This is a genomic window from Mycobacterium sp. MFM001 (genome assembly GCF_003402475.1).
GTDB lineage: Bacteria > Actinomycetota > Actinomycetes > Mycobacteriales > Mycobacteriaceae > Mycobacterium.
This window is the reverse complement of record NZ_BFAB01000002.1, coordinates 226356-242996: the sequence shown is the minus strand read 5'-3', so window position 1 is coordinate 242996 and position 16641 is coordinate 226356. Positions and strand designations below refer to the sequence as shown.

17 protein-coding genes are annotated in these 16641 nt (G+C 64.0%); 9 read left to right on the top strand and 8 right to left on the bottom strand.

Annotated features, from left to right (window positions below; all coding sequences use genetic code 11):
* Nucleotides 1-15 precede the first annotated feature (15 nt).
* From MFM001_RS04575 to MFM001_RS04560, 4 genes are read right to left on the bottom strand one after another with little or no spacing between them, the layout of a single operon-like run.
* Nucleotides 16-876 (bottom strand): SDR family NAD(P)-dependent oxidoreductase, encoded by an 861-nt coding sequence (locus MFM001_RS04575; RefSeq protein WP_116374028.1) that lies wholly within the window; start codon nucleotides 874-876, stop codon nucleotides 16-18.
* Nucleotides 877-925: 49 nt separating this feature from the next.
* A complete protein-coding gene (locus MFM001_RS04570; protein WP_116374026.1) occupies nucleotides 926-2236 on the bottom strand; it encodes an amidohydrolase family protein in 1311 nt (436 codons plus the stop codon).
* Nucleotides 2236-2667 (bottom strand): Zn-ribbon domain-containing OB-fold protein, encoded by a 432-nt coding sequence (locus tag MFM001_RS04565; protein WP_116374024.1) that lies wholly within the window; start codon nucleotides 2665-2667, stop codon nucleotides 2236-2238. Before MFM001_RS04565 ends, MFM001_RS04570 begins: the two co-directional genes overlap by 1 nt.
* Nucleotides 2667-3812 carry an acetyl-CoA acetyltransferase gene (locus MFM001_RS04560; RefSeq protein WP_116374022.1) on the bottom strand — a complete coding sequence of 382 codons (1146 nt, stop codon included), beginning with the start codon at nucleotides 3810-3812 and terminating at the stop codon, nucleotides 2667-2669. The genes MFM001_RS04565 and MFM001_RS04560 overlap by 1 nt, the downstream gene beginning before the upstream one ends.
* A gap of 136 nt (nucleotides 3813-3948) precedes the next feature.
* Between MFM001_RS04560 and MFM001_RS04555 the strand changes: the two genes are divergently transcribed.
* Genes MFM001_RS04555 through MFM001_RS04540 form a run of 4 tightly spaced genes read left to right on the top strand, consistent with a single transcriptional unit; the run spans nucleotide 3949 to nucleotide 7759 of the window.
* Nucleotides 3949-4674: an aldolase/citrate lyase family protein gene (locus tag MFM001_RS04555; protein ID WP_116374375.1), complete on the top strand. Its 726-nt coding sequence runs from the start codon at nucleotides 3949-3951 to the stop codon at nucleotides 4672-4674.
* A gap of 32 nt (nucleotides 4675-4706) precedes the next feature.
* Nucleotides 4707-5825 (top strand): TauD/TfdA family dioxygenase, encoded by a 1119-nt coding sequence (locus tag MFM001_RS04550; RefSeq protein WP_116374020.1) that lies wholly within the window; start codon nucleotides 4707-4709, stop codon nucleotides 5823-5825.
* On the top strand, nucleotides 5822-6895 hold the full coding sequence (locus tag MFM001_RS04545) for a hydroxyacid dehydrogenase (protein ID WP_116374018.1): 1074 nt from the start codon (nucleotides 5822-5824) through the stop codon (nucleotides 6893-6895). The genes MFM001_RS04550 and MFM001_RS04545 overlap by 4 nt, the downstream gene beginning before the upstream one ends.
* A gap of 30 nt (nucleotides 6896-6925) precedes the next feature.
* Nucleotides 6926-7759, top strand: a complete 834-nt coding sequence (locus tag MFM001_RS04540) for an enoyl-CoA hydratase/isomerase family protein (RefSeq protein ID WP_116374016.1) — start codon at nucleotides 6926-6928, stop codon at nucleotides 7757-7759.
* A 19-nt stretch (nucleotides 7760-7778) separates the two neighbouring features.
* Here MFM001_RS04540 and MFM001_RS04535 read toward each other — a convergent pair whose 3' ends face one another.
* Nucleotides 7779-8966: an amidohydrolase family protein gene (locus tag MFM001_RS04535; RefSeq protein ID WP_116374014.1), complete on the bottom strand. Its 1188-nt coding sequence runs from the start codon at nucleotides 8964-8966 to the stop codon at nucleotides 7779-7781.
* Between the two features lie 170 nt (nucleotides 8967-9136).
* On the opposite strand from MFM001_RS04535, the gene MFM001_RS04530 reads away from it, so the two are divergent.
* Both MFM001_RS04530 and MFM001_RS04525 read left to right on the top strand, forming a co-directional pair.
* Complete coding sequence (locus MFM001_RS04530; RefSeq protein ID WP_045380561.1) at nucleotides 9137-9904, top strand: TetR/AcrR family transcriptional regulator; 768 nt, start codon at nucleotides 9137-9139, stop codon at nucleotides 9902-9904.
* 101 nt (nucleotides 9905-10005) lie between these two features.
* Nucleotides 10006-11028 (top strand): acyl-CoA dehydrogenase, encoded by a 1023-nt coding sequence (locus MFM001_RS04525; RefSeq protein WP_116374012.1) that lies wholly within the window; start codon nucleotides 10006-10008, stop codon nucleotides 11026-11028.
* Here MFM001_RS04525 and MFM001_RS04520 read toward each other — a convergent pair.
* The gene (locus MFM001_RS04520; protein WP_116374010.1) at nucleotides 11007-11423 is read right to left on the bottom strand and encodes a PaaI family thioesterase; all 417 of its coding nucleotides are present in this window, start codon (nucleotides 11421-11423) and stop codon (nucleotides 11007-11009) included. The genes MFM001_RS04525 and MFM001_RS04520 overlap by 22 nt on opposite strands.
* A 17-nt stretch (nucleotides 11424-11440) precedes the next feature.
* Nucleotides 11441-12349, bottom strand: coding sequence for an enoyl-CoA hydratase (locus tag MFM001_RS04515; protein ID WP_116374008.1), 909 nt, complete (start codon nucleotides 12347-12349; stop codon nucleotides 11441-11443).
* A 127-nt stretch (nucleotides 12350-12476) separates the two neighbouring features.
* Here MFM001_RS04515 and MFM001_RS04510 point away from each other — a divergent pair, with 127 nt between their 5' ends.
* The 3 genes from MFM001_RS04510 (at nucleotide 12477) to MFM001_RS04500 (ending at nucleotide 15164) form a co-directional block, all read left to right on the top strand.
* Nucleotides 12477-13562, top strand: a complete 1086-nt coding sequence (locus tag MFM001_RS04510) for a dihydrodipicolinate reductase (protein WP_057003193.1) — start codon at nucleotides 12477-12479, stop codon at nucleotides 13560-13562.
* Nucleotides 13559-14215, top strand: a complete 657-nt coding sequence (locus MFM001_RS04505) for a nitroreductase family protein (RefSeq protein ID WP_238158909.1) — start codon at nucleotides 13559-13561, stop codon at nucleotides 14213-14215. The genes MFM001_RS04510 and MFM001_RS04505 overlap by 4 nt, the downstream gene beginning before the upstream one ends.
* 97 nt (nucleotides 14216-14312) lie before the next feature.
* Nucleotides 14313-15164: a hypothetical protein gene (locus MFM001_RS04500; protein WP_116374006.1), complete on the top strand. Its 852-nt coding sequence runs from the start codon at nucleotides 14313-14315 to the stop codon at nucleotides 15162-15164.
* 40 nt (nucleotides 15165-15204) lie between these two features.
* On the opposite strand, the gene MFM001_RS04495 is transcribed toward MFM001_RS04500, so the two are convergent.
* Nucleotides 15205-16608 (bottom strand): short-chain fatty acyl-CoA regulator family protein, encoded by a 1404-nt coding sequence (locus tag MFM001_RS04495; protein ID WP_116374373.1) that lies wholly within the window; start codon nucleotides 16606-16608, stop codon nucleotides 15205-15207.
* Between the last annotated feature and the right edge of the window lie 33 nt (nucleotides 16609-16641).

Sequence of the window (16641 nt, the reverse complement as noted above, 5' to 3'; positions counted from 1 at the left end):
ATTCCGCGCGTCAGCCTAGGCGGGCCCGCCGCGGATGGTGAACGTCGCCGTGTCGTCGATGTCATCGATCGAGTCCGCCACCACTTCGGCGGTGAGCGCGGGTTTCTCGATGCCCTTGGTGACGCCGATGAACACCCGGGAAACCTTGCCCCCACCCACTGAGTAGATGTGCGCTGTCCGATCGCAACTGCGATGCGACAGGTAGACCACCACCGGGGTGACCAGCTCGGGGTCCATCGTCTTAGCGGCTTCACCCATGATGTTTTCGGTCATGCGGGTCCGTGCAATTGGTGCGATGGCGTTGACGGCGATGCCGTTGCGGGCGCCCTCGATGGCCAGCACATGCATCATGCCGACCAGACCCATTTTCGCAGCTCCATAATTGGCCTGACCGAAGTTGCCGAACAGCCCAGTGCCCGAGGTGGTTTGGACGATCCTGCCGTAATTCTGCTCCCGCATGATCGGCCATACTGCGCGCGTCACGTTGAAGGCACCGGCCAGGTGAACCTCGAGCACCGCGTCCACCTGCTCGGCGGTCATGTTCTTGAACGCCGCATCGCGCAGGATGCCGGCATTGTTCACAAGGATGTCTACCCTGCCGAAGGCCTCCATGGCCGACGCCACGATCGCGGCGCCGCCGTCCTCCGTCGCTACGGAGTCGCTGTTGGCGATCGCGGTGCCGCCGGATGCGGCGATCTCGTCGACGACCGCCTGTGCCGCCGAGGTCGACGCGCCGGTACCGTCCACTGCGCTGCCCAAGTCATTGACTACCACGCGCGCGCCGCGGCGGGCGAGTTCGAGTGCGTGACAGCGTCCGAGCCCGCCTCCCGCACCGGTGACAATGGCTACCTGATCGTCGAAAGTCAGTGAAGGCATGGCTGAGAGGCTACATTTACGGAGATGAGAATCATAATTGTCTGATCGGTCAGTCGTCCGACGCGCCGGCCGTGTTGATCGTGGCCTTGCTCATCTGATTCTGCCAGTCTGATGCTCCGCTAACACCGTGGTCGTGCTTCGACAGCGCCCGAATCGACACGTCGTGGCCCTCGGCGGCCTTGCGCAGCGCACCGACCGTGGCCTGCTCGCGGCTGATCTGAGAAGTGAACGGATCCCAGTGGTACCAGCGCATGGCGTTCTCGAAGGTCATCTTGTTGACTTCCTCGTCGGGCACGCTGTGCTCCGACAAGACCTCGTGGAGTTGTTCTGGGGCGCCGGGCCACATCGAGTCGGAGTGCGGGTAGTCCGCTTCCCAGCAGATGTTGTCTATACCGATGTCGTTGCGTAGCTTCACACCAACGGGGTCGGAGATGAAGCACGTCAGAAAGTGCTCGCGGAAAACCTCTGAGGGCAGCTTGCCGCCGAAGTCTTGGCCCGTCCACGTCGCATGCATTTCGTAAGTGCGGTCGGCGCGTTCGAGGAAGTAGGGGATCCAGCCGGTGCCGCCCTCGCTCAGGGCGATCTTGAGGTTGGGATAGTCCTTGATTGGCTTGGACCACAACAGATCTGCTGCCGCTTGCACGATATTCATCGGCTGCAGGGTGATCATCACGTCCATCGGCGCGTCGGGTGCCGTGATGGCCAGCTTGCCGGAGGAGCCGATGTGGATGTTCATCACCGTGTCCGTGTCCACCAAGGCCTCCCAGACCGGTCGCCAGTAGTCGTCATGGAAGCTGGGGTAGCCCAGTGCGGCGGGATTCTCGGTAAACGACAACGCATGCACGCCCCGCTCGGCATTGCGGCGAATCTCTTTGGCGCACAGTGAGGCATCCCAGATTACGGGCAGCGTCATCGGAATGAACCGGGCCGGATATGCTCCGCACCACTCCTCGACGTGCCAGTCGTTGTAGGCCTGGACGAGGGCCAGGCTGAAATCTGGATCCTCGGTCGCGAAAAGCCGACCGGCGAATCCGGGGAACGACGGGAAGCAGATCGAGCCGAGGATGCCGCCGGCGTTCATGTCCTCGATCCGCTCGTCGACCTGATAACAGCCCGGACGGATTTCGTCGAGCCCCTGCGGTTCGAGGCCGTATTCCTCTTTCGGGCGGCCGGCCACCGCGTTCAGTGCGACGTTGGGGATCACGACATCACGGAACTGCCAGGTGTCCGAACCGTCGGGGTTGTGCACCAGCCGTGGCGCATCGTGGAGGTATTTGCTCGGCAGGTGGTTGCGGAACATGTCGGGTGGCTCGACGACATGGTCGTCCACGCTGATGAGGATCATCTCCTCTTTCTTCATCACGATTCCTTTCCAACTGTTCCGGCAATCGGGCGAAAGACCGGGACGACGAAGCCGTCGTGATCCTCGCGAAAGTCCACCATCAGTTCCATATCCGCATGGACGTCGTCGGGTGAGCAGTGCTCCAGGACGGTCATCAGCCGTGGTCCTTCCTCGAGATCAACCATGGCCACGACATACGGGGTGCGACCGTCGAAGGGCGCTGCGTTCTGGTGAATCACACTCCACGTGTAGAGCCGGCCCCGGCCGGAGGCCGATACCAACGTGACGTCCTCGCTCCAGCAAAACGGACAGAACGGCCGCGCATACAACGAATTTCGTCCACACGAACCACACGCATTGACCAGCAGGGCGCGGTCCTGTACAGCAGACCACCAGGACTCGCTGTCGGCGTCCACGGTGGGCCGATCCGGCCCGGCGGGCACCTCCATCACTGCCTCCCGAGAATCATCGTGGCGCTGTGAGTGAAAAACCCGCCCATTGCGTGTACACAAGCCAGGCGCGCGTCTTCGACTTGCCGGGGCCCGCACTCGCCACGAAGTTGCCTGACCGCTTCGACCATGAGAAACATCCCCCGCATGCCCGGGTGGCATGCGGCCAACCCGCCACCGTCGGTATTGGTGGGCAATACCCCGCCCGGGCGCAACGCCCCGGAACCGACGAACGACCCACCTTCGCCTTTGGCGCAGAAACCCAGGTCCTCCACCGTCAGCAGAACCGTCGAGGTGAACGAGTCGTAGAGCTGGGCTACGTCGATGTCCTCTGGAGCCACCCCCGCCTGAGCAAATGCCCGCGGCCCGGACTGCGCGGCTGCCGACGTGGTGAAGTCACCCCACTCGCTCATGCTGACGTGAGATGTCGCGTCGGCAGCTCCGAGGATCCACACCGGCTCCTTGGCGCAGTGTTTGGCTACTTGCTCGCTGGCCAGCACCACGGCTCCGCCCCCGTCGGTGCGCAGACACACGTGCTTGGACGTGAATGGCTCGGCCAGCATCGGCGCGGCGGCCACCTCCGCCGCCGTGATGCGGTCACGTTCAAAAGCATTGTCGTTCAGGGCCGCCCACTCATGGGCAGCGACGGCCACTTCGGCGAGCTGCTCGACAGTGGTGCCGAACTCGATCATATGGCGCCGCGCCGCCATGGCGTATTTGGCGATGAGCGTCGCTCCGTACGGAGCCTCGTATTGCATGGCGCCGCCGGTACTCATGGCCGCTGTTGAGCCCCGCACCCGGCGCTTGACATCCGAACGCGCGGTCGAACCGTACGTCAGCAGCGCAACCTCGATCTCGCCGGCGGCAATGGCCGCGGCAGCATGGCGCGCCATGACCTCCCAAGACGATCCGCCGACGTTGGTGGCATCCACCCACGTCGGACGCAGCCCGAGATACTCGCTCACCTCGACAGGCGGCAGCAACGTCCCGTGTCCGCCGAAGCCGTCGATGTCGTCTTTGGTCAGCCCGGCGTCGGCAATGGCACGACGTGATGCTTGGGCCATCAACGCCATGGCGGTCTTGTCGGGCACCCGCCCGCACTCGGACAACCCCGCGCCGACGATAGCGACTCGGCTCGCTCCCATACGTAATGGTTACCACATCGATAATGGCGTTAACGAGATAGTGGAATGAACGTTCTCAGTCCGTTAGCGTGAGCATGTGCAGCGATCGCTACGGGAGGCATTGCGCAACGAAGGCCTGGTGCTGTGCCTGGCGCTGATGAATGCGCGCACGCCCGACGTCCCGGCCATCGCCGCAGCCTGCGGCTACGACGCCGTCTACGTCGACCTGGAACACACCTCGACGTCTCTGGAGACGGCCACCATGTTGTGTGCGAGTGCGTTGGGAGCAGGCATTGCGGGGCTGGTGCGGGTGCCTTCGCACGACCCGAGCGTCATCGCCAGGGTCCTGGACAACGGAGCAGTCGGAGTGATTGTGCCCCACGTTAATTCGCGGCGAGAAGCTGAAGCTGTGGTGGTTGCGGCGCGGTTCCCGCCCATTGGACACCGATCGATATCGGGGCCGAACAGGGTAAGTGGATACGGCCAGCGCTCGGCTACTGAACTGACGGCCGTCCTCGAGGGCAGCACCGTCGTCGCGGTGATGATCGAAACTCCCGAGGCGGTGGAGGCCAGCGGTGCTATCGCGGCCGTAGAAGGCGTTGACATGCTGCTCATCGGCCCGAGTGATCTGACCGCCGAAATGGGCATCCATGAGCAGTATGAGAATGATCATTTCCACTATGCAGTAGACTCTGTCGCAGCGGCTTGTCGCAAACACGGCGTGGCGCTGGGAATAGCCGGGATCAAGTCCCTTGACCTGCTGGAACGCTTCGTGGATCAGGGTCTGCGATTCATCTCAGCAGGCACGGATGTCGGGATGATGACGGAGGCGGCCACCACCCGCGCGTGTGCGCTGCGAGAGCTCGAGGAACGACGTCGATAGCCGAAAGCGCCGCCACGACAACAGGAGGACGGATGCCCACCGAAATCTATACCGAAGTAGTCACCGAACCGATGGCGTGGACCGGTGCTGACTTCGCGAGTAAAGAAGACTTCGCCTTCGACCTGTCGCCAGGCAACGTGGCTGCCCTGGAATCGATTCTGGCCAAGACCGCCAAGAAGGATCGAGACGACATCACACCCGAGGATGCGCGTCATCCCGACCTGGACGAAGACTTGGCGCGGCTGTACCGGGAGCTGATGTTCGGAAGGGGCTTGGCGTGCGTGCGTGGCTTTCCGGTCGAGCAGCACTCGATCGAGGAACTGGAACGGATCTATTGGGCTTTCTGCACCCATTTGGGGTATCTCGTCTCCAACAACTCGTTCGGCCACCGCATGGTGCGTGTCCAGGAAGAGGTGCTGCCGAACGGCGTGCAGCCCGCTCGCGGCACCAAATCGCGCGCGGAGTTGGCCATGCACAATGACGCCGCAGACATCCTGTCGCTGTTGTGCGTCTACCCGGCCGCCGAGGGCGGCGAAAGCCAGTTCGCGAGTGGACCGGCCGCCCACAATTGGTTCGTCAGGGAACGCCCAGACCTGCTCGGTGTGCTGTACCAAGGCTTCCCACATCACCGGCGCAGCGAGCAACCGGACGACCAGCCCGACGTGACGCCTTACGACGTGCCGGTGTTCTCGCAGATCGACGGCCGGATCTGCATCAACTTCACCTACAGCAGCATCCTGCCTGCCATGCATGCCCTGGGCAGGGAGTTCACGCCGCAGCAGGAGGAAGCGATCGAGTTGCTGCGCAACGTCCTCGTCGAGCAACAAGTCGAGTTCCGGCTCGAATCAGGCGAGGCCGCCGTCGCCAACAACTTCGCCATGTGCCACTCACGGTCCGACTTCGTCAGCAGCACCGACCCGAAGAGGGCTCGGTGCTTCCTTCGAGCCTGGATGGAGGTGCCCCGTGAAGACCGTCGCCTGCCCATCGGGCGGGAGTACTTCCACATGGAGAACAAGGATCTGCGCCTCGGCTACGACCCGGTCCCGGGCCGGGAGGGTGCCATCGCACGCAACGACTACAAGAACGTGAATCCCGAACTGGCGGACATGTTCAAGGCAGCGCAGGCGAAACCCAAAGCGAAGCAGGCGTGAACACCCGTCCGCGGCTGGTCTACGAAAGGTGGACCGACCCGGTTGCCGGGGACATCCTCGAGGCAGGCGATCTCGAACTAGTCAGACTAGACCTCAGCGCGTCGGCTGAAAAAGGTTGGGCAGCACTGGAAACCGCTCACGGGTACCAAGTCGCCACCCGGACGGACGTCGCGTCCGTCGCCGACGGAACACAGTGGCTGGTCGGGCAGGGCCTGGTGGACCGTTGCCCGCGATTGCTGGCCGTGTGCTCCGCCGGCGCCGGCTATGACGTCATCGACGTCGAGGCGTGTACCCGCGCGGGCATCGCGGTGTGCAACAACTCCGGTCCCGGGGCCGAGGCCGTCGCCGAGCATGCACTCGGATTCATGCTTGACCTCGCCAAGAAAATCACCGTCTCTGACCGGGCGTTGCGTGCGGGACCGCTTGGCGACCGGCTGGCCCTGCGTGGCAGTCAGCTGCTCGGCAAGACGCTCGGTGTCGTGGGGCTCGGAGCTATCGGAAGCCGCCTGGTGGAGTTGTGCACGCCATTCGGCATGGAAGTCATCGCGTTCGACCCGTACGTGGACGAGGCCACCGCGCGACTCCGCGGGGCGCGGCTGGTCCCGCTGCCGGAGTTGCTCGCCCAGGCCGATTTCGTTCAGGTGACCTGTCCGCTGACCAGTGAGACACGGGGCCTCATTGGGGCGGAACAGTTCTCGGCGATGAAGCCGAGAGCCTTCTTCATCACGACGGCGCGGGGGCCGGTGCACGACGAGGCAGCGCTGTACGAGGCGTTGGTAAGCGGGGGCATTGCCGGCGCGGCTCTCGATGTGTTCCACGAGGAACCGCCACAGCCCGATAACCCGCTGCTGCACCTAGACAACGTGGTTGCAACGCCGCACACGGCCGGCATCACCGTCGAGGCGGCCCGCGACATTGCGGTTGCCACCGCGACCCAATGGCAGGACATCTTCGATGGGCGCATGCCACCTCGGCTTTTGAATCCGGAGGTGTGGCCCCGTTACTGCGATCGATTCCACGAGATCCTGGGCGTTCACCCGACCGCCCGCGCCAATGCTGCTGCCGGGTGACAACAAAGGGTTTAAGAGAAAAGGGGCACCGTGACCCAAACGCCGGACTACGGCACCATCGAGTTCGAGGTGCGGGGACACACTGCCTGCGTGACCCTGAATCGACCCGAAGTCCTCAACGCGATCAACGACCAGATGATCGCAGAGCTCGCCGAAGTGTACGCCGAAATCGAGCGCTCTCAAGACATTTGGACGGTGATCATCACCGGAGCGGGCCGCGCCCTGTGCGTCGGCGCGGACGTCAACAAGGCCGCAGACCATGACATGGAGAATGCGCCAGGAATCGACAACCAGGGCGAGCCGGTCCTCAGTTCGATGCGGCAGTGGGACGCCCCGCAGGAGGCCACGCCGCCGTGGCTTCAGATGACCAAGCCAATCATCTGCGCGGTCAACGGTATCGCCTGCGGTGCGGGAATGGACCTCGTCACCACCGCAGATATCACCGTCGCGTCTGAGCGGGCCACGTTGATGGATCCGCATGTCAGCATCGGCGTGGCGTCCGGGCGCGAAGGCGTCAGGCTTGCCCGGATCCTGCCGCTGCCCGTGGCAATGCGGCTGATCTTGATGGGTAAACACGAACAGCTTGACGCGCGCCGTGCCTACGACTTGGGCGTCTTCACGGAGGTGGTCGCGCACGATGCGCTGATGGACCGGGCGTGGGAAATCGCCGACGTGGTGAACTCGAATGCACCGCTGGCAGTCCGCGGTTCGCGAATGGCTGTGCGCAAGGGGCTAGCCCTGCCCATCTACGAGGCCGAACTGCTCGCCGAGAACTACCGCATGAAGGTGGCGCTGACAAAGGACGCTATCGAGGGTCCCCGCGCCTTCCTGGAAAAGCGCAAACCGGACTGGAAGGCCTTGTAGCGCACCAGGGGTGGTGCGGCTAGACCAGGCCGAAGAACCGCTTTGCGTTGGTGGACAGCACTTTACGCTTGGTTTCCTCGTCCAAGCCCTGTGTCGCCTTGTTGGCGACCTCCAGGCTTCGCGGCCAGTTCGTGTCGTTATGGGGATAGTCGGTCTCGAACATCAGCTGATCTGGCCCAACCAGATCGAGAATGCGGAACGCGACCGGATCGCCGAATGTCGAGAAGTAGACACGGCCCGGCACCTGGCTGCTCGGTGGGTCGGTCAGCAGAGGATGAATGCCGCCCCAGGCCCGACGGTCCTCCCAGACCTCGTCGACACGTTGCAGGTAGTAGGGGATCCAGCCCGCTTGCGCCTCGGCGAACGCGAGCTTGAGGTCAGGGAACTGGATGAGCTTGCCGGAGAACAGCCAGTCGACCAAAGCGATGGTGCAGTTGACCGCCATCAGCGCACTGGTGACGACATGCGGGGAGTCGGGGGAGGATTTCGTGAGCGACGAGCTCGAGCCGATATGCAGCATGATGCCGACCTGGTTTCGCTCGCACGCGGCAAAGAACGGGTCCCAGTAACCGCTATGGATCGACGGCAGGTCCAGACGAGAAGGTAACTCGGAGAAGCACACTGCGTGCATTCCCTTGGCCGCAACCCTTTCGACTTCCTTTGCGGCGAGTTCGACGTCCCAGAGCGGGATGATGCCCAGCGGGATCAGCCGGCCGTTCGAGCTGCCGCCCCACTCGTCGATCTGAAAGTCGTTGTAGGCCTCGACGCAGAGCCTGGCGAGGTCCTTGTCCTTGCCGTACAGGAAGCGCTGGCCGCAGAAGCGTACGAGTGTATTGGGAAAGCAGGCTGAAGCCTCGATGCCGGCGATGTCCATGTCGGCGAGCCGGTCCGCCGGACGGTAGCAGCCCGGACGCATCTCGTCGTAGGTGATCGGGTCGGTGGTGAGCTCGTCGAGGTCGTAACCGGCGGCCGCGCTGATCAGCGGGATCGGGATGACGGCATCCTCGTAGTGCCAGATGTCGGCGTCGCGGCCCTCCTCGTCTTCGATGAATACGACGTCGGTCGTGACGGAGGGATCCAGGCGCCCACGGTGCCTGACAATGTGCGGCCCGACATCCCGGTAGCGCTCGGGCAGTCGGCTGGTCCACAGATCCGCTGGCTCAACCAAGTGGTCGTCCGGAGAAACGATCAGGATGTCTGCACTCAACGCTGCACTCCTTCGAGGGAAGGCTGGCGCCTTCGTTGTGAAACTTAAATTCCCGTAATCGAGAATAACGGTTTACAGACTACCGCAGACCCTCGTCGGGGCATACCCAGAGACAGACCCGTGCAGGTAGGCTGCATCATCACCGCGAAGAACGCGTATTCTCAACCATCATGACTGCCAGGAAACGCGCCGGAGAGGAACAAGAAGCCGGCCTCGAACTCGTCGATACCGACGTCGAACTGCCCACAAGTTGGCAGGAAAGAACGATAGAGCGACGGCTCAGCCAGGCCCGCGCCCGTGCGCTGGCGCGTAGCTCGAGATTCCTTGCCACCGCACTGGAGTTGGTGGAGGAGTCCGGGCGAGCCGACTTCACCATTCAGGACCTGATTGATCGGTCGAACCTGAGCCTGCGTGCCTTTTACCAACACTTTGCGGGTAAAGAAGAACTGCTGCTGGCGCTCTATGAGAATGCGACGAGTCAATTCATCGAGGCCATCCGCCATGAGGTTGCTGCCGCGGACGGCCCGCTGGAAAAGCTCGAAGCCTTCTGTCGTGGATTCCTCTCCCGTGCAGAGTCGTCCCAGACGATTGGCGGTCGCGTGATGACGATCTACAACCTGAGCCTGGAGATCGAGCGTCCCGCTGACTTCGCCAAGATCTGGGAGCCACATCAGAAGCTGCTCACCAAGATCCTGACTTCGTGTGCGCGCGCCGGGTTGGTGCGAAAAGACTTGACCCCTGCGCAGCTGACAACGCTGCTGAATTCAACACTGATCGCACTTGCTCAGATCGGCGTCTTCCATCTGGGTGTCCAGGGCGCCGAACTTACCGAGGACCAGTTGTGGGCATGGTGCTTGGGGGCCCTCGCTCCGCCGACAGGCGCGAAGGCCGTCACCAAACGGGCCAGCACCCGCAGGCCCAGAAAAACGACCGCGTAGACCACGATGTCGACGATCGAGCGCAACGTGGAAGCCGCTCAGGCGATATGGGTACTCTCTCTTTCGAGAGTGACCATATCCGCGCATGACGGGACGGCGACGTGGACCTGAGTCTTTCCGAGGAACAGCGGCAACTTGTCGATTCGTTCGTGGCGATGTACAGCCGCGAGTCGACGTCTGAGCGGATTCGGGCCGCTGAACCGCTGGGCTTTGACCAGAAGTTGTGGAAGGCGTTGCTGGATATAGGTGCCGTCGACATGGCTGTCGACGACACTGCGGGCGGCTGGGGTGCCTCCGAGCTGGACTTGGCGCTGACGGCCGAGCAGTTCGGTCGCGCACTTGGGTCCGCTCCTGTGATCGAATCTCAGGTCGCCGCAAGGCTACTCGCTCGCGGAGGTGGCGCCGGTGCCGACTTGCTCGGTCAGGCGTTGGCCGGCGGCCGACTGGTCAGTTTTTCACCGCGCGGCGCGCGCGGCAACACCCTGACGCTGGTGCCCGCCGGAGCCGTCGCCGATGCGGTAGTGGCGTTTGTCGGTTCGCGCCTCGTTGTTGTGCCGCTGACCGAAGGCAACCGGCAGCCGGTGCAGAACCTGGGCTCACTGCCGCTGGCGGACGTCACCGTCGGTGATGATTGCGTAATTCTTGCCGAGGGCGAGGATGGGCACCGATTGTTCACCGAAGCGCTGGATCTGTGGCTTGCGCTCACTGCCACCGCACTCGCGGGCGCAGCGAAGAAGGCGATCGAGATCGGTGTTGAGTACGCCAAGCAGCGTTACGCGTTCGGCAAGCCGATCGGGACTTTCCAGGCGGTGTCGCATCCATTGGCAGACAGCGCGACTGCGGCCGACGGAGCGCGGCTGCTGAGTTTGAAGGCCGCATGTGCATTTAACGACGAACCCGCTCGCGTGAGCGAACTCGCGGCCATGGCGTTCGCATTCGCCTACGAGACCGCGCGCGACGCAACGCTGCGTAGCCTTCACATCCACGGCGGTTACGGGTTCGGCATGGAGTGTGATATCCAGCTGTACTACCGGCGGGTCCGGGGATGGGCGTTGGTGTATGGCGAGCCGGCACTCGCACTCGACCGCGTCGCCGATGCCCGCTACGGTCCAGTGGCGGGCTGAACTGGCTTCCGCGACTCCATGACCGCAAAGCTCAGCGTCGCCCGGGCTGCCAGCCGATCGCGTGCCACATCGACCACATCGACGGCGACGACGATCAACCGCTTGCCCGCGCGCACCAGGCTGGCGGTCGCTCGGGCCGGGCCTTCGACGATCGGCGCCAGGTAGTGGATCGACATGTCCGCGGTACCTGCGCCCGCTTCCGCATTCGTATGTTTGATCGCCAATCGTCCGGCCGCCACGTCGATGAGTGTTGCGACCAGACCACCCTGCATGGCGCCGCGAATGTTCACCAGGTCTTCTCTGTTGTGCAGGTCCATGACCACGGCCTCATCGGTGTCGACGACGTCGTAGAAGGGCAACCGGCCGAACAGATGGCCGGGGATCGTCACCTGCATCGGTTGAGGGGTGACGGTCACGCTTGTGCTCGCACCTGATCCTTGACGGAGAGCACGATCGGCGGCGCTGTCCGCCAATCGGGCACGCCTTGTTCCTCACCGGCGGTCGCGCGTTTGTCGTCGCGCACCCCGACCCAATGCGCGTGGTTCAACTGGTGCAAGGTGAAGCAGGACTGCAGCGCGTTGTAAAACCCCATATTGTCGACGGACTGATTGACCGATTCCTTGATGAGCAGCGCGGCCATGGTGGGCACCGTGGCGATGCGCCGGGCCATCTCCAGTGTGCGGTCGGCCAATTCGTCGCGCTTGAAGATTTTGCTCACCATGCCGAGCCGGTAGGCCTCCTCGATGTCGATGGCGTCACCGGTGAGCATCAACTCCTTCGTACGTCGGGGCCCGAACTCCCAGGGATGGCCGAAGTACTCCATGCCGCACATGCCCAGCCGGGTGCCGACAACATCGGCGAAGCGCACCTCCTCACTGCCTACGATCAGGTCGCATGCCCAGATCAGCATCAGCCCCGCCGAGAACACGTCGCCGTGGACCTGCGCGATCGTGATCTTGCGTAAGTTGCGCCAGCGCAGGTTGTTCTGGAAGAAGTAGTGCCATTCCTGCAGCATGATTTTCTCCGCACCGTCCCTCGTGCCGCCGTTGATTGCTGCAGTTGGGTGCTGACCTGGCCCAGGGGCGAACTCGGCTCTGGCCTGCTTGGAGCCGATGTCATGGCCCGAGGAGAACATCGGACCTTCACCGGCGAGAATGACGACGCGGACGGCGTCGTCGGCCTCGGCCCGCGCGAATGCCTGATCGAGCTCGACCAGCATTCCGCGATTCTGGGCGTTGCGCTGCTCGGGACGGTTCAACGAGATCCGTACGATCTGCCCGTCGTCGAATGACTCCCACTTCAAGAACTGGTAATCGGTCATTATCTCCTCCACGGTTCATTCGCATTGGCAATGGTGATATCAATTACTGAGAAGGTATGTTCTCACAGCATTGACGCGGGGTCACCGGGAAGGGGCACGCATGACGGAGAACCGTGGCAACCCGCGAGTGATTCTTTGGGGTCCCGGGCAAGTGGGCGTCGGCGCCTTGCGTGCCCTCATCGCACATCCCGGGCTGGACTTGGTTGGTGTCGTCGTACACGCCGAAGCCAAGGACGGGAAGGACGCGGGTGACCTGTGCGGCATGCCGGCGACCGGTGTCATCGCCAGCCGCGACATCGACGCGGCGCTGTCCTTAGACGCCGACGTGGTGGCCTACTTCGCCTCAGGTGACTACCGGTACCGCGAAGCGGCGGATGACATTGCGCGGTGTCTGCGCGCAGGCAAGAACGTCGTGTGTACCTCATTGGTCCCCATGTGCTATCCGCCGGCCGCCGACTCCGAGACCGTCGAGTTGATCGCGGCCGCCTGTGAAGCGGGCGGCACCAGCTTCTTCAACAGCGGAGTCGATCCCGGATGGGCGAATGACGTGATCGCTCTGACGATGACGGGCTTCAGTAGTCGTGTCGATACCATCAGGATGCTCGAGATACTCGACTACGGGCCGATCAATCAGCCCGAGATCATGTTCGACTTCATGGGATTCGCGCACCCACCGGAACATCCCGCACCGCTGTTCGACACCGAGCGCCTCGCTTCGCTGTGGGCACCAATTGTGCACCTGGTCGCCGACGGCGTCGGTCTGCCGCTGGATTGCGTCGACACGACGATCGAGAAGTGGTTGGCCACAGAGCGTTATGAAGTTGCATCCGGATGGGTCGAACCGGGGACCGTCGGTGGCATGCGTTTCAAGCTCGCCGGCATGGTGTGCGGCGAGGAGCGTGTGGTGCTCGAGCACATCACCCGAATGGGAGAGGGGTCGGCACCGGATTGGCCGCGGCATCCTTCGCCGCACGGCGGCTACCGCGTCGTCGTCGACGGGCTGCCGACGTACACGGTCGACATCGAGATGCACGGCCGCGGGAACAACATGCGTGGTCTCACTTATGCGACGGTGATGCGTGAACTCAACGCCATCCCTGCGGTGATCGCAGCACCGCCCGGTGTGTTGTCGACGCTCGACCTGCCGTTGGTCACCGGGCCGGTGCGCGGTGGAACGTGGCGAGGTGTGTTGCCGCAAACGGTTCCGGCATGACGGACACGGCGGTGCCCGCCACCACGGACGATCTGTGGACCGTCATGCGCACCGCGTCCGCGATACGGCGGTATCGCGACGAACCCGTCGACGACCAAACGCTCGAACGTTGTCTGCGCGCCGCGAGTTGGGCGCCTTCGGGTGCTAATCAGCAGCCGTGGCGATTTGTCGTGCTGCGTTCCGACGAAGTCCGTGCGGTCGTTACGGCCGCCGCCAAGCGAGCGTGGGCCGAGATTCAGGGCTTCTACCGGCTGACCGTGCCCGACCATCGCGCCGACGATCCGAAATCCCGTGTCCTTCGGGCGATGGCCGAACATATGCACGTCGGCGGCGGGGCGCCCGTCCTCGTGCTGTTCTGCGTTCAACCGCAGCCGGGAGCGTCGGACCTGCAACAGGGCGCATCGGTGTTTCCCGCAGTGCAAAACTTCCTGTTGGCAGCGCGCGGCCAAGGTCTTGGTGCGGCGATCACGCTGTGGCACAGTCTTTGTGAGGATCGACTGCGTGACTTGGTTGGCATCCCCGACGATTGGCAGCTCGCCGCGCTGCTGACGGTGGGTTGGCCCAGGGGCAGGCACAAGCCGGTGCGCCGCAAGTCGCTTGCGGAGGCGGCGGTCATCGACCACTGGGACCAGCCATGGTCAGTCGGACCATGAACCCTCCCGCCGGGCCGTAACGGCGCCATGGCGAAACTCCGGAGAATTGCTATTCTCCGTGTGACTGTGTGCTCGATGCACGAGGAGTGGAGACGACATGCTGCGCGACATCCGCGACCTAGCCTCGGATCCCGAAGCCTATGCAGCCGAGCTGCAGCGACGGTGGGGTGGACTACTGAGCTACCGCTACATCGGTAGGCGTCATGCTTCGATGAATGTCGGGCCGGCCGACGACACCGTTACCGTGCGTCGCGATATGCGCAACGGCGCCGGCGGGCTGCTCATGGCAGTGCTGGGGATCGCGGCACCCGAAGGCGGTTTAGTCACTGATTTGGAAGCGGTACCCAACCCGGTGATCCATTCCTGTCAGGTGCTGGACCCCGGTTTCGATGTGAGCCGTTTCGAAGTGGTGACCGAGGACTTGAAGCGGGGTCGCCAGATGGCCTACAGCCGGTCGCGAATCGTCGACGCCGATCGACGTGATCGCGTGCTCGCGATCACTGAGGGCCAGGGGGTCAGCATTGGCGTCCCCCCGCCGGGGCTTCAGCGGATGCTCGTGGATCCGATCGAAGTCAGTGATTCGCCCGACTTACCGCCACTCTGGCAGGTGTTCGGCGGCACTCGACGTGCCGACGGCGCGTGGACGCTGCCCGAGCTGTCCGTCGAGGTGGCCTCACCTGACGCCGCGCTGCATGTGGGACCGCAATTCGTCATCCTGGAGGCGGCCGCCATCGACGGGGCAGCGCGTCGCGCCGGAACTGAACGATTGCAGGGGATCTCCTCGCACGTGATGTTCCTCGCGCGCGGCAAGCATGGCCCCTTCCGGTTCGAAAGCGAAGCAATCGAAGGTGTTGATGGCGTCGTCGCGGTTCGCACGCTCGGTTACGATGACGGGGCCAACGGCAAGCTCATTACCGCAGCGACACACGTATTCCGATCCGTCGATTGAGCAGCGCCACGCGCACCGGCCAGTATCCACAGCCCGCCGGTCAAACGGTCGGCGAGTAGGGCAGGCTGCTGCCGGTGTTCTCGTCGATGGCGACGTGCCCGCCGAGGTAGGGGAATGCGCGCTGCGCGCAGTCCGGGCGGTTGCAGATCTTGCAGCCGGCGCCGATCGGCACTGCGGTGCCCGGGTCGTCGACGGCGACGCCGGTGGAATAGACGAGCTTGTGCGCGTAAGCCAAATCGCAGCCCAAGCCGATCGCGAAGCTGGTGTGCTGACCCAGGTATCCGCGGCCTTCCGGAGCGGTAGCCTTGGCGACCCAGAAGTACGAGCGGCCGTCGGGCATCTGCGCCACCTGGGTGACGATCCGGCCCGGCTGCGCGAACGCGTCGTGCACCACCCACAGCGGGCAGCTGCCGCCGACCCGGCTGAAGTGAAAGGCGGTGGCCGACTGGCGCTTTGAGATATTGCCCGCCTTGTCAGTTCGGACGAAAATGAACGGGACGCCGCGACACTGCGGGCGCTGCAGCGTGGACAGCCGATGACAGACGGTTTCGAATCCGACCTCGAAGCGGCGGCCCAACAGGTCGATGTCGTAGCGCAATTCCTCGGCAGCGCGGTGGAATTGGTTATACGGCAGCAGAAATGCGCCGGCGAAGTAGTTGGCAAGCCCGACGCGGGCGACGCCGCGGACTTCGGGGCTGAGCTGGTCGTCGGCGGCCAGAATCGCCGAGATCAACTCCGATTGGCTGACCAGCGCCAGCTGGGTGGCTATCTGGAAGGCGCGCTGGCCCGGCCGCAACCAGTGCGCAATCCGAAGCACCCGAGTAGCCGGATCGAATGAGCGCTTGGTGGTCTCGGGCAGACGGTCGTCGACGGCCACGGTGATGTCGAACCGGTTGGCCATCAACTCGGCGAGTTGGATGTCGAGCCTGCCGACCCGCATCCCGCTCTCGGTGAACATCTGCTCGGCCGCCAGATCGAGGTCGCCGATGTAGTTGTTGCGGTCGTAAAAGAAATCGCGGACTTCTTCGAAGGGCATCGGGCCTTCTGGCGGCAGCGACGTCTCGGTGATCGCGCGCGAGCGGTACGCCTCCAGTTCCTCGGTGGCATCCCGCAGCCGGCGGTGCACGGCCACCAGGCTGCGGCCGACCTCGGGCATCCGGGCGACCAATTCCTCCACCTGTGCGCGGCTCACGCTTTCGGCGGCGGTAGCGGTGAAGACCTCGGACAAGTCCGCGACCAGCCGGGCGTCCACGTCGGACGAGAAGTAGTGGGCGGGCAGATCGAAGCGCTCGGTGAGCGCGAGCAGCACCGGCACCGTGATCGGCCGCTGGTCGTTCTCCAGTTGGTTGACGTAGCTGGTGGACAGATCCAGGGTGCGGGCCAGCGCGGCCTGCGTCAGGCCGCGTTCCTCCCGCAACCGCCGCAGCCGGGCGCCGGAGAACATCTTCGCCACATGCACACCCTACTCCCGCGCGCG